Source organism: Levilactobacillus huananensis (assembly GCF_003946145.1).
GTDB lineage: Bacteria > Bacillota > Bacilli > Lactobacillales > Lactobacillaceae > Levilactobacillus > Levilactobacillus huananensis.
In genome coordinates this window covers 35,668-49,046 of record NZ_RHOC01000006.1, presented here as the reverse complement: position 1 = coordinate 49,046, position 13,379 = coordinate 35,668, and the positions used below count along the sequence as shown (strand labels likewise).

Genomic DNA, 13,379 nt, shown 5'->3' with positions numbered 1-13,379 from the left:
GCCATGAAATTCACGAGATTACGACAACTAATTGTCGCGACCTTCGCGATTTGCGGTCTCGCGTTAGGTGGCCAAACCGCCGCTCACGCTAGCACCAAGGCTCCAGATAAGGTCACGATTCAACTGCATAAGGTGGACAACGAAGCGACACAGATGATGCAAAACACTGGGGATGAAATGACACTCCAGAGTGGCATGTCCGTCTATGACGCGACCAAGTATGGTGATGTGACCTACAGCATCTACGATGTGAGCAGCCTCCTGAAGGACCGGGGCGTGGAGAATGGAAAAGTCACCAACGAAGCCTTTACCACGGAACGAGACAAGCTGATTCATGAAATAACGGGTGGCAAAACAGACCCAGCCGAAGTGCTCAAAGCGCAGCAGGCTTTCGTTGAGGAAAAGAAGCTGGACGCAGTGGCAACTAAGACATTGCGTGACAAGAGTGGCTTCCTGACGTTCGCCGACCTCAACAATCGCGGCTTCTACCTGATTATGGAAATGGCGGCGCCAACGCATCATTTAACGGGGCTCTCAGCACCGATGATTATCGGGCTTCCACTGAATGAAAAATCAGAGATTCACCTGTACCCCAAGAACCTCATCGCGCGAGATGTCGACCCGGAGATTCATAAGGTGGGGATCGATCCGAACGCGCCAACTAGCGACACGCACATCGCCCTTGGCCTTGTTGAATTCACCCTGGAGCGGGAAGATGGCGCAGGCGAGACACGGACGCTAGTCACTGACGACAAGGGGAACATCGAATTCGGTGGTCTGGAAGTAGGGACGGTCTATGTGTTAACGGAATCCTCAAATGCCAAGCACCCTTGGTACTACCAGAGTAGCGACAAAACACACAAGATTTCTCTGAAGTTCACGGTTGATAAAGCCGGTAATGTCGATCCGAAAGAGATGCTCCCAAGCGAGAAAGACTTCAAGATTAGCGGCACGAAGATTGGTATTTTGAACCACTTGATTCTGGGTGGGGCGCAGTTCCAAAAGGTTGACGCGACTGACACGGCAAAAGGCTTGGCCGGGGCCGAATTCAAAGTTCAAAAGATTGACCACGCCGGCAAGATCTTCTGGGCGGTATTCGATGGACAGACTTTCGTTAAATGGGTCAGCAACAAAGATAAGGCGACGGTCTTAACGTCTGACAAGGATGGTAAGTTCGACTTCAACGGCGTCCCTTACGTGTACGACAAGCGAGATGGCGCGGTGACTTACAATCTTGTTGAAACGAAGGCACCGAGGGGCTACGCGCTCCTGAAGCGGGCCACGAGCTTTAAAGTCAATGAACAGCAAGTCAAGAAAATTAAGAATACGAAGGACGTGGCAACTGGTAAGAATGGGAGCGGCGGTATCGGTGACAAAATCCGACGCGGTTTCCTCCCAACAACCGGAGGCATGGGTATCTGGTTCTTCCTTCTCCTCGGGGGACTCCTGATGGGTGGGGCCGGTTACCTGTACTACCGGCAACGGAAAGCCAAGTAATGACATCAGTCACTGAGCTATTGGCAGAAGGAGGACACTGACATGCGTAAATGGCTAGCGATTCTCATCTTCTGTTTAGGCTTGGGGGTCATCGGCTACCCAGCCGCCAATAACTTGGTGACTGGATGGCGTCAAGAGGGCGTTCTAAGCGCGTATAAGAGTCAATTAAAGACTGCGAGTGCCAGTCAACTCAGAGCACTTAAACGGGCCTTGCAGCGGCAGGAAACGGTCAATAAGAGGCAGGCAAGGGATCCCTTTAAGACCGGAACGGAGCGATTCTTGGAGACCACGCCGCTGGCTCTGGTGGCGATTCCGGGAATCGACGTGGAGTTACCAGTCTTCGAAGGAACGAGTGAAAAGGTCCTCCAGAAGTATGCCGGACTGGTTCAGGGGACGGACATGCCCCAGGGCAAAAAGAACCAGCACAGTCTGATCACGGCGCACCGAGGCTTGACGGGTAACCAACTCTTCACCGACCTTTGGCGAGTTGAGAAAGGTGACCGGTTCTACCTGAAAAATGCCTACGGGATGATGACCTACAAGGTGACGGGGGCTCGCAAGGTGAAGGCCAATACGAGCCGGCCCATCCAAAGAGACGCGACTAAAAACCAGGTGACCTTGATGACGTGTACGCCGTATATGATCAACACGCACCGACTCTTGGTGACGGGGCATAAGATTCCGAATGAAGTTGAAAAGATTCCTGAAGGCAAGCTGGTTTGGGATTGGTACAAGGTGATGTTGGTCGTTCTGGTAGGCATTCTCTTTGTTTGGGGGATGTGGGCTGTTATCCGGTACAATCATCGGGCGAAGGGGGAGATCTAAATGACGCCGCGTAAGCGCTGGGTTAAATGGGGATCCTTCGGGCTACTACTGATGTTTCTGGTTGGGTGCGGGCTGGTGTTGTTAGGCCTCACACAGAATTTCTCGGTGATCCATTTAGGCGATAAGGCCAAGCACGAGATGACAGCTGCAAGTGTTCAAAAGGCAACTAAGCAGGCTCGACGACGCGTGGCACGAGGCCAGACGGCTGCGTTTGACTACGGCAAAACGTCACAGTTAACACCACTCACGGTCGGCAGTTATGGCCTACGAGAGTTATTCGGGAATAGTGCCTATCGTGCGGTCGGTGAGCTACGAGTTCCCGCGGTTGGCCTGGATTTGCCGATCGGGGTTGGTGTGAGCGACGCCGTTCTGGTTCGCGGGGCCGGGACCCTTAAAGCTGATCAACGGATGGGCACAGGCAATTACGCCCTGGCTGGTCACTATATGACTGCCAAGCGCCTCTTATTTTCCCCGCTTGCGGGGGTTCGGGAGGGTAACAATATCTACCTGACGGATAAGCAGCAGACGTATCGCTATAAGGTCACCCGGGTCTGGGTGACGAATCGGTATCATGTCGAGGTTATCGACGATGTTCCTGGTAAAAAAATGGTAACGCTGGTAACCTGTGCCACGGCCAACCGGGGCGAGCAGAACCGCTTGGTGATTCGTGGAGAACGTCAAGCGGTAAAACAGGTCGCGGTGTAGACAGCGATGTTTCATGTGAAACATTAAAACGGTACTGAACACAGTAAAAAGGCATCGAATGGCCGTTAAGTGGTCGTTCGATGCCTTTGCAATGTCATAGGTTTTAATGAAACTTTCGGAGTCGAATGACTTCCTGAATAACAATTATGATGCCCATGCCGACCCCACTCCAGATGGAGACCCAGATGACGTGGGGTTGGGTGAGTGACTGGGTCAGGCTGGTACCATCAAACCAAAGGTTCATGACGGCTTGTTCCAAGTACATGAATAAGCCAAAGTAAATGCCCGTTGAGAGTCCCTTGCGGATGATATGGTGGTAGGCCTGTTTAGTCGTCCTGGCGTCAATTTCGTTATCGGTTAGGTGTGCGCGACGTGAAGCAAACATGATGTAGGTACAGACGATGAGAACGAAATAACCGAGCTGACTCAGCAATAGGACAGCCAACGTCATATCAGGATTCTTAATGGCGAAGATCCCCGCGACCGCGAGTGATAGTAACATGCCGGGAAAGTACAGCATGAAAGCATTCGCCGCAATTCGGTTGACTTCCTGACGCTTGTATTCGTCGAATTCCCCGGAAACGCCGAACCAATGTTTGAAGATCTTGTCGCGTAAATTCTCCCCTTTTTCCATGAGCTATTCCTCCCAGAATAAATGATTTAAGTCGGTCTTTAAGACCTTGGCCAAACGGATGCAGAGATCCAGTGATGGATTATACTTGTCGTTTTCGACGAGGTTAATGGTTTGGCGTGCAACCGCAATGGCCTGGGCGAGTTGAAATTGCGTCATCCCCGCCCGTTTCCGATACTCTTTGACTCGATTCAACTCGACACCTCCTAGGTAAGTGGTTGTTAAGATGTCATATATAATTGACATCATGAGCATAGTCCTTAAATTGAGATGTGTCAACTATATATGACTTTTTAAGCGAAATGGCCATTTTTGTTGACTATCACGCAACACGATAGTGATAGCCTTCAGTGACTTAAGGCGGTAGGTAGGTGGCAATAACCCATTGTATGTCGCACGGTGTTTGGTTCGCTTTGCTGGTGAAGATGTGGAGGAATGCCTTAAATGTGGCGATTAATGTGTTTCAGGTTACTAGAGTGTGATATTCATTTGGTGGAGGCCGTGACTTATCTGTCGTAGCCCCCAGGCCCAATACTAGCCCAGCTATAGAGGATCGTTTCGTAGCGCCCAAGGATCGACTGACCAAGGGCATGAGCGGAATGGAGAGGCTAAAAAGACAGGTGTAAGGGACGGAATTTTTTAATAATTAACAATTAATTACTAAATATTGGCCGCTAGATTAGTAATTAATTATTAATTACATTTTAATTATCAGAAGCTATCCACCGTTGTTAAACCCGTTCTACTATGACTTCACGTTACAGAGGCTAATTCTAATTGCGTGGAAAGAACCATTTAGGGTGGTGGCATGTATAATAAGTGATGACTAAGATCGCGTTAGGGGGAGAGATCATGATTTTTGTGGCGCTAGTGGTGATTCTGTTGTTGGCGGTTGGATTAATTGCAGGGATTCGGCATCGACAATGGTGGTTAGTTGTTTTGACCAGTGTGGTGTTGGTTGTGATTGTGGGCTACGCGATTGCGGGATTTATCGTGTTTGATGTGTTGGATAAATGATGGGACACCTGCTTGTATTTTATGGATAGGTTGCTGGAATCAAATTACGAGAATGTTTCATGTGAAACATTAAAAAGTCGTCACGATCGACTTCCCTTGAGAAGTCAGTCGTGACGACTTTAATGATCAGGTTACTTTTTAGTGATTTCTAGCAGGCGTTTCCGCAGCGCATCGTCGTAAGCCGTCAGGTACAGGCCATACTTACCACGCTTCATCAGCACGTTCAAGACGTTAGCAATGAACGTCCGGTACTCATCTTGCGTGAACTTCATATCCTTACGTTTCTTGAAGATCTCCTTGTGAGAGTACTTCTCGGGGATGATGGTCATGGTATCCGTTTGTGGATCGTAACCAAACGAAGGCCCGATAATCATACCAACGTAGTTCAGGTCGAAGCCTTGAAGTGTGTAAATAGTCCCAACTTGGGTAATGGATCCTTCTCGCTTGGCCCAGTGAGTTCGTTGCGGGTCCCATTCGTCCCATGGCAGGTTGAAGGAGTCCATTTCAACATTGTGCCGGCCATCGATTCGGGGGAAGCCAGAGGTGGCAACCATCCGGCTCATGCCGACTTCTTTGTTGCGTTTCTTGATGGTGTCAAACATCGCCCCAGCGGTATCGAACATCTTGAAGTCGAAGTCGCTGTTGTCAGGGAAGGGCTTCAGAGGCTTTTCAGCGGTCAGGTCGTCCATCCAGGCCACTTGTTCATCGCTAGCCACCATCCGGTACTGGAAGTTCATGTTGAACGATTTGTGGGGGTGAGAGCCAATCGTCTTGAAGAGTAGATCCTTGTCCCAGTACATCTTGGATTGGAAGACCTGATCGAAATCGTAAACCACGACGACGACTTTGGCTAAATCCATCAGGTCGGTCAGTTGGTTCTGCCCACGATAATGAGCGTAGGGTTCTGATTTCGAGTAGAGCAGATGCGCCTCGTCAACGAAAATGACGTCATACTTCTTGTGGTTCTTTTGGGCGTAGTTAATCAATGACGTTGGCCGGCGAATCGAGTTGACTTTCATGTTGGGAATTGATTCGGCGATGTCCTGGTAAGCCTTGTACAACTCGGGGTGGTTAACCACTAGGGAGGTCTTATAACGCTTGTCAGTCATGTATTGGCGAACCAGTTCCATCAAGACAACCGACTTCCCGGTTCCCGCAGCGCCTTCGATAATGGCGACGGAAGAGGTGTCGCCTTGCAGGCCTTGCTTGATGTAGTCGTTGATATTGGTGATGATCCGTTTCTGATCGTCGGATAGATCGTCGACGAAGAACTGGGTTTTTAGAATTTCATTCATGTTAGGGCTCCTAATTTAGTTTTTTAGCGTCATTGGGGCATTAGGCGCCTGGTAAATTCCGAGACATGAGGTGCCTGGTTTAAGCGTTAAAGGTGATGGGCGGACCATGTACTCGGATTTACTTCCAGCGGTGATTATATCATATTTTGGGGCGTGAATAACGGCTAGTGGGTGAGTGTTGGTAGGACAGTTCTAGATGGCCCATCGTAATCTAAAAAAATCTTGTTTAACTAAATCTGTGACAAGCACTCAAAAACTAGAATTCGCTAAAATTTTTCTGAGTGGTTACTTGGGTTATAGAGATGTGGTTGAAATTTACTATGGGGGTTCGAAAAATGCTACGTTTATTGTGATAGCTTAGCGTTCACTAGGAATTGGCATGTTGGCAGTTGAAGCCAGTTAGGTTATGCTATAGAGGTAAGTGGATTGTGAAATGCAAACCAACTAAAATAGGCTAGTTTGCAAATCTGAGATGCTGATATATCAAGGTTCTTTTAGTGTACTCCCCACGTATGTGGGGATGATCCCCACTAATACTGCTACCTCAACGACAACCAATAGTACTCCCCACGTATGTGGGGATGATCCTATCCCGTTGAGGTAAGAACCCCCGTGGGTCAGGTACTCCCCACGTATGTGGGGATGATCCCGAGTCGCCACCTTAGATACGACAACTGATACAGTACTCCCCACGTATGTGGGGATGATCCCTAGCAGTCACTCAGCCGGTTAGTCAGTGCTTTGTACTCCCCACGTATGTGGGGATGATCCCTTTTGGGACGGCAAGCCGCCGCCAAAAGAAAAGTACTCCCCACGTATGTGGGGATGATCCTATTTAGCGGCAAAGTTGTTGGGGACCCGCAGCGTACTCCCCACGTATGTGGGGATGATCCTTAGCGGCATACTGGGAAGAACTCACAGGCACTGTACTCCCCACGTATGTGGGGATGATCCTTTGCAGATGCAGACCCACGTCAGTTATCACAAGTACTCCCCACGTATGTGGGGATGATCCCTCACACCGTCGTCCAGTTCAACGGGCCAAAGTGTACTCCCCACGTATGTGGGGATGATCCTTATTGTCAGAACGATATTTACTTATTCACTATGTACTCCCCACGTATGTGGGGATGATCCCACCATCTTTACCGGCGGCGCCGGTTTCTCCCGGTACTCCCCACGTATGTGGGGATGATCCCCACTAGCTCTTTACACAATGGATTCGGTAATTGTACTCCCCACGTATGTGGGGATGATCCTTAACGCCGGCTGGTTATCCAAGCTGTCACCACGTACTCCCCACGTATGTGGGGATGATCCTTACTGGGCGGCCATTAAAGAGTTGCCAAAGGAGTACTCCCCACGTATGTGGGGATGATCCTAACCCTGACCACTGCCAGTGATTGTGATTACCGTACTCCCCACGTATGTGGGGATGATCCCAAGGATAATGTGACGGTTAGCGGCGCGATGATGTACTCCCCACGTATGTGGGGATGATCCCGTTAAAAACGACCCGTAATTACTTGACAAATTGTACTCTCCACGTATGTGGGGATGATCCCTCGCATCAGTAGCCATCATCCTCGTCAGAATCAGTACTCCCCACGTATGTGGGGATGATCCCCGCTCCAAATGGCTACCAAGTAATGTTTATCCGTACTCCCCACGTATGTGGGGATGATCCCACCAAGGAGACGGCGCTGTCACATATCGCTTTGTACTCCCCACGTATGTGGGGATGATCCTGACGACTACCACACGTCAATGCGTTACTATTTGTACTCCCCACGTATGTGGGGATGATCCTAAGTCAACTGGCTATGCGTCAGTGTAGCGCTGGTACTCCCCACGTATGTGGGGATGATCCTGACGCTGGGACGGCTGAGAAGGCCAACTTTGAGTACTCCCCACGTATGTGGGGATGATCCCGTTTCCATAGAGCGATGTATAATATTTGATTAGTACTCCCCACGTATGTGGGGATGATCCACAGAAGAAAACGGCAAGGTACTGGATGTTATGGTACTCCCCACGTATGTGGGGATGATCCTGGCTAAGGTAATGGACCACGTATCATACGACCGTACTCCCCACGTATGTGGGGATGATCCCGGAACAATCGAAATTGATAGTTCAACCAGTTTGTACTCCCCACGTATGTGGGGATGATCCTGATTGCCATAAGTGGCATCAAAGGCTTTAGGTGTACTCCCCACGTATGTGGGGATGATCCTGGACGAGATGAAGTTGCGTGGCAGTTCTGATGGTACTCCCCACGTATGTGGGGATGATCCTCAAATGTTTAGTGTGTACGTGACCAGCTCGGCGTACTCCCCACGTGTGTGGGGATGATCCCGATAATCAGTTAACCGGTCGACTTCCTAATTTGTACTCCCCACGTATGTGGGGATGATCCTGTAGTGGGCGACGAAATGGGATATAGCCGTTCGTACTCCCCACGTATGTGGGGGTGATTCGAAGTATCTTAATAGCACAGGTTAAAAAATAATATCATTGTATGATTGATAAGGACGTGTAGCTGTGATTGAGGGCCTGTTCATGTTGTTCATTGCCGGGTGTATGCTTTATTTAGCATTTGGTCTATTGTGGTCAACTTTTTTCTAGTCATGAGACATCAAAGGCTCTTTATTAACGAGCTACCAGACATAGAAAACTATGATAAAATAAATGAATACGATTACAAAAATAACAAAGATTAGTAAAAGGCATCAAATATTTTAAGTAATGTTATTTACTATTTTATAAGTCATCTATATTGAATTGGGGAGCGTTGATCTGTATATTCGAGGATATAACGTTCTTGAAATTCCGATTGTGAACCTTGAGGTAATGTGCATAGTTACATATAACACTTAATTGACAAAGGTTAAGAGGCTGTACATATGGGAATGAAAATATCCGATCAAGCAGCAGTGTTGTGGGCGAAGAAACGCAGTGAGGAAGGGTACCAGTATTGGTTGCCCTTGATTGTTCACTTGATGGACACGCAAAAGACGATTAATTACTTATTTACTCACTGGTTAAGCCCTGCACAGCAACGACTACTGGCTGGAGCGATGTCGGAAGAAGAAACACAAAAATTAGTCAAATTTGTCGGGTTTGTTCATGATATTGGCAAAAGTACCACAGCTTTTCAAATTAAAAAATCATACGATCATGACGATTCATTAGATGATGATCTCAGAGCAAGATTGGCCCAAGGTGGATTTCAGGGACTTGATGAGGTGCTGCTAGCCTCTGCAAACAAATCTCCGCATGCTTTGGCTGGTGAGGCCATCATTGAAGATTTAGGTGTTCCTGAGTCTGTTGGTGCCATTATTGGCGGACATCATGGGAAAACAGCTAAAGAAGCACCAGACGACCAAATTGATGTCTATACAGCGAATTACTATCAGGATGATGTCGATGCTAAAATTCAAGAGCCATGGAAGGCTGTTCAGGAAGAACTATTTAAGTATGGTTTGACCACCTCAGGCTACCAAGAGGCAGAGGATGTTCCTGATGTCACACAGCCACAAGCAGTTATTTTGGAAGGGTTGTTGATTATGGCAGATTGGCTTGCGTCTAGTGAATATCTAGATCGTGAGCAGACAAAGCCGTTGTTCCCTTTAATTGCGCTTGATCAGTCATGGCATGATATAGATGTGAATACTCGATTTAGAGATGCACTAGAAAATTGGTCAGTTGATGATGAATGGAATCCACAACGTTTCAATTCGAGTCAACGCAATAACTTCGATGCAATCTATATTGATCGTTGGAAATTCAAGCCGCGTCCGGTTCAAAAAGCCATGAGTCAAGCTATCGGTGAAGCGCTCGACCCAGGTATGGTGATTGTTGAGGCCCCAATGGGATTGGGGAAGACCGAGATAGCTCTGCTGGCAGTTGAACAGCTAGCTTATGTTACTGGTAGTGATGGCCTCTTCATGGGATTACCAACCCAAGCCACAACCAATGCCATGTTTGATCGCGTCGATGACTGGCTGGCCGTTTTAGCTAAATTACAACATGGGAATTTTCAGATTAAGTTGATGCATAGTAAGGCACAATTTAATAAAAAGTATCAAGATTTACCGGATGCTTCAAGCGTTTATGGCGATGAAGACAAACCTGGAGAAGTGGTGGTTAATGGCTGGTTTTCTGGCAAGAAGTCTATCTTGGCTAAGTTTACGGTTGGGACAATCGATAATCTCTTGTTGATGGGATTGAAACAAAAGCACTTGTTTTTACGGCACTTGGGGCTGAGTGGCAAAGTGGTCGTGATTGATGAGGTCCACGCCTACGATTCCTATATGAACCAATACCTGTATAAGGCAATCAACTGGCTAGGTGCATATCATGTGCCCATTGTCGTCCTGTCAGCGACCCTACCAAAGGCTAAACGTAATGAGCTTTTAGAGGCTTATTTAAAGGGAAAGTATGGCAAAAAGTACACGAAGAAACTGATCGCACCTGAAGGATGGAAAGAAACGCAAGCCTATCCATTACTGAGTATTCTAGATGGTAGTCAAATCAAACAGGTTACGTCGTTCCCAGGAAAAAGCGATCAACAGCCAACGCATCTGCAAGTTAAACGATTGAATCTTCCTGATGAAGATCTTATTGCCCATGTGGCTAATAAAATCAGTGATGGCGGTATTGCAGGAGTTATTGTTAATACCGTCAAACGAGCACAGAAGCTGGCACAGTTGGTGCCTGAAGACATTAAATTAATGGTGCTACATTCGGCATTTCTGGCCAATGATCGGGCAGCTCAGGAGACTAAGATACAGGATGCAATTGGAAGGCGTGGCACACGTCCGGAAAAAATGATTGTAATTGGAACGCAGGTTCTGGAACAGTCACTGGACATTGATTTCGATGTTATGTATACGGATGTCGCCCCAATGGACTTGATCCTTCAACGGGCGGGACGGCTTCATCGACACCGGATTGAACGGCCCGCGGCACTACAGAGTCCACAATTATTTGTCATGGGTATTGAGGGAACGAATGAATATGAATCCGGTAGTGGATTTGTTTATGGTCAGTACCTACTCATGAAGACGGACCACTTTTTGAAAGATGAGATCACCTTACCAGACGACATCTCACCACTAGTCCAAGCAGTTTACGATCCCAAGACGGATAGTGAAATTGCAGATATCGATGAGTCTAAAGCTAAATTTAAAGTGAAGCTTGAAAAGGAAAAGAAGAAGGCCCATGTTTTTCAAGTGGGAGAGCCTAAACTCAAAGCTGGTAAGACTATTCATGGCTGGTTAAGTCGTGATCAAGGAAACATTGGTAATGATGAACAGCAGGCTAGTGCAGCGGTTCGTGATATCAAAGAAACCTTGGAAGTTATTCTGGTTCAGCACACGGAGGAGGGGAACTTCTTGTTGGATGGTCGACCTTTGGCAGATGTTCATTCAAAGGAAATCGCCCAGCAGATTATTCGACTTCCCTTTGTGATTACACCGAATTCTGACAAGGTTGATCAGGCGATTAGGGATCTCGAGACGTTAACTAGTCGCTACTTCTCAGGCTGGCAAAGTGATGTCTGGCTCAAGGGGGCACTAGTATTGCCGTTAGACCAAGCCTTCTCAGTAACCTTTGAAGGCTGGCACCTCACGTATTCTTCAAAACTAGGACTTAAGTATGTACAGGAGGACGACAATCGTGGACAATGAAAGTTTTAATTTAACCACGGAACCGTGGATCAAGGTCATCACGCTAGACGATAATCAGGAACAAACGGTATCTCTGATTGATTTATTTGAAAATGCTCATCGCTATCGCCAATTAGCCGGTGATATGCGTAGTCAAGATCTGGCGATCTTACGGCTTCTGCTAGCTATCTTGACAACTGTCTATTCGCGATTTGATGCCGAGGGGAAGCTATACGATTGGTTACAGACAAATGAAAAAGCAGAAGTTAGCATCGACATGGATGAATTTGATGAAGACGATAGCGAAGATGATCTGTTCAAGACTTGGCAGAATTTGAGTCAGGCGGGTCAATTTTCACCAGTGGTGACGCGCTATCTAAAGGCGCACAGTGATGATTTTGATTTCTTTGGTCCTCGCCCGTTCTATCAAGTGACCGCAGAAGATTACGATGCCCTAGTGCCTGAAGCAAAACGTGTTGCCGGAGGTAAAGGTCAGGTTGCTATTAAACAGCTTAATCGTCAGGTCTCAGAGAGTGGAAATACACCGGCTATCTTTGCGCCAAGAGCGGGAGAAACTAAGAACGATTTACCACTGGATGAGCTGGTACGCTGGATCATTAGCTACCAAAACTTTACAGGTGTGACTGATAAATCCAAGGTTGTGACAGATGAAAAGTTCTCAAATTCAGCTGGGTGGATCTACCGAATTAATCCCGTATTTGCTAAGGGAAAGACGCTTTTTGAAACGTTATTGTTGAATTTGATTCTGGTGAACGACTGGCAGGACGAGATTGCATACACCTTGCCTAAGCCGGTTTGGGAATATAAGTCTGTCCGAGACTATGTGTCGCACCGGGAGGCTCAGCTTTTACCAGATAATTTAGCTGAGCTGTATACGACATGGTCGCGAATCTTACATATCGAGTGGGACGAAGCTGGAGCGCCTCATATCTTTAGTGCCGGTATCCCCATATTTGATTATGAAGATGCCTTGATTGAACCGATGACAACTTGGCGTTTTGATAAAAAAGAGCATGCTTATCGGCCGGCAGTTAAGGGATTAAGATCCTTAGGAATCGCGATGTGGCGCAATTTCGGTCAATATGTCAAGGCTCGACAGTCAGACGATGTCCATGAACCAGGAATTGTGGTTTGGCTACATAAACTGAAAAAGAGAAAATTGATTTCACGTGAGACCCCTTTGATTTTGAATTCAGTGGCCCTGATTAGTGACGGCGTTGCGACCTCGCAATCACCAGCGGCAGAAGTAGTTGATGATATGCAGTTACAGGCGGATGTCCTCTTTCCTAGCGATGACCAGAACGAGCCACTAAAACGGTGGCCAATGCGGATTGAAGACACCATTGGCCTCACACAAACGATCGGAACAGATTACTATCATTTTGCCAGTGACATCGGCACGATTCGTAATTTAGACGTTCGGCCGTTTGCTAGTGGAATGAGTGCGAAATTTTATGAACAACTGAATGATCCATTTAAGGAATGGTTAGAAGGTCTGACCGACCAGGATAACCGAGACGAAAAAATTACCTTATGGAAACAGGAACTTCAGGGAATTGTAGTAGCGTCAGTGAATGACGTGATGCAGACCAGTTCACCAAGAGATGTTAAGGGGATCTCTACTAAAAATGGGCCTTTGAATATCTTTACGGCCAAGAATCACTTGATGTCTAGCGTCTGGAAACATCTTGACTTAAAGAAGGAGTGATGAGGATC

9 protein-coding genes and 1 CRISPR repeat array are annotated in these 13,379 nt (G+C 47.4%); of the genes, 6 read left to right on the top strand and 3 right to left on the bottom strand.

Translation table 11 applies throughout. The annotated features are described in order from the left end of the window. Positions 1 to 3: 3 nt before the first annotated feature. From EKM71_RS06380 to EKM71_RS06370, 3 genes are read left to right on the top strand one after another with little or no spacing between them, the layout of a single operon-like run. Complete coding sequence (locus EKM71_RS06380; RefSeq protein WP_125573791.1) at positions 4 to 1,497, top strand: SpaA isopeptide-forming pilin-related protein; 1,494 nt, start codon at positions 4 to 6, stop codon at positions 1,495 to 1,497. 42 nt (positions 1,498 to 1,539) lie between these two features. Beyond that, entirely contained in the window at positions 1,540 to 2,322 is a 783-nt protein-coding gene (locus EKM71_RS06375; protein ID WP_125573790.1) for a class C sortase, read from the top strand. Next, the gene (locus tag EKM71_RS06370) at positions 2,323 to 3,027 is read left to right on the top strand and encodes a class A sortase (RefSeq protein WP_125573789.1); all 705 of its coding nucleotides are present in this window, start codon (positions 2,323 to 2,325) and stop codon (positions 3,025 to 3,027) included. It begins immediately after the preceding gene. Between the two features lie 103 nt (positions 3,028 to 3,130). Here EKM71_RS06370 and EKM71_RS06365 read toward each other — a convergent pair whose 3' ends face one another. Continuing rightward, a complete protein-coding gene (locus EKM71_RS06365) occupies positions 3,131 to 3,661 on the bottom strand; it encodes a DUF3278 domain-containing protein (RefSeq protein WP_125573788.1) in 531 nt (176 codons plus the stop codon). A gap of 3 nt (positions 3,662 to 3,664) precedes the next feature. Then, complete coding sequence (locus EKM71_RS06360) at positions 3,665 to 3,853, bottom strand: helix-turn-helix transcriptional regulator (RefSeq protein WP_125545623.1); 189 nt, start codon at positions 3,851 to 3,853, stop codon at positions 3,665 to 3,667. Between the two features lie 657 nt (positions 3,854 to 4,510). Between EKM71_RS06360 and EKM71_RS11060 the strand changes: the two genes are divergently transcribed. Next, entirely contained in the window at positions 4,511 to 4,675 is a 165-nt protein-coding gene (locus tag EKM71_RS11060) for a hypothetical protein (RefSeq protein ID WP_164504740.1), read from the top strand. A gap of 131 nt (positions 4,676 to 4,806) precedes the next feature. On the opposite strand, the gene EKM71_RS06350 is transcribed toward EKM71_RS11060, so the two are convergent. Beyond that, a complete protein-coding gene (locus tag EKM71_RS06350; RefSeq protein WP_125573787.1) occupies positions 4,807 to 5,970 on the bottom strand; it encodes a DUF2075 domain-containing protein in 1,164 nt (387 codons plus the stop codon). 499 nt (positions 5,971 to 6,469) lie between these two features. Continuing rightward, positions 6,470 to 8,450: direct repeats of the CRISPR family, unit length 28 nt; unit sequence GTACTCCCCACGTATGTGGGGATGATCC. A 432-nt stretch (positions 8,451 to 8,882) separates the two neighbouring features. Between EKM71_RS06350 and cas3 the strand changes: the two genes are divergently transcribed. After that, a complete protein-coding gene (gene cas3, locus EKM71_RS06345) occupies positions 8,883 to 11,663 on the top strand; it encodes a CRISPR-associated helicase Cas3' (protein WP_191986194.1) in 2,781 nt (926 codons plus the stop codon). Next, positions 11,653 to 13,371, top strand: coding sequence for a type I-E CRISPR-associated protein Cse1/CasA (locus EKM71_RS06340; protein WP_125573785.1), 1,719 nt, complete (start codon positions 11,653 to 11,655; stop codon positions 13,369 to 13,371). Before cas3 ends, EKM71_RS06340 begins: the two co-directional genes overlap by 11 nt. Positions 13,372 to 13,379 lie beyond the last annotated feature (8 nt).

Excerpts from the sequence above, each read along its gene's own strand:
- EKM71_RS06380 (WP_125573791.1), top strand. The coding sequence starts at position 4 with ATGAAATTCACGAGATTACGACAACTAATTGTCGCGACCTTCGCGATT.
- EKM71_RS06375 (WP_125573790.1), top strand. The coding sequence starts at position 1,540 with ATGCGTAAATGGCTAGCGATTCTCATCTTCTGTTTAGGCTTGGGGGTC.
- EKM71_RS06370 (WP_125573789.1), top strand. The coding sequence starts at position 2,323 with ATGACGCCGCGTAAGCGCTGGGTTAAATGGGGATCCTTCGGGCTACTA.
- EKM71_RS06365 (WP_125573788.1), bottom strand. The coding sequence starts at position 3,661 with ATGGAAAAAGGGGAGAATTTACGCGACAAGATCTTCAAACATTGGTTC.
- EKM71_RS11060 (WP_164504740.1), top strand. The coding sequence starts at position 4,511 with ATGATTTTTGTGGCGCTAGTGGTGATTCTGTTGTTGGCGGTTGGATTA.
- EKM71_RS06350 (WP_125573787.1), bottom strand. The coding sequence starts at position 5,970 with ATGAATGAAATTCTAAAAACCCAGTTCTTCGTCGACGATCTATCCGAC.
- cas3 (WP_191986194.1), top strand. The coding sequence starts at position 8,883 with ATGAAAATATCCGATCAAGCAGCAGTGTTGTGGGCGAAGAAACGCAGT.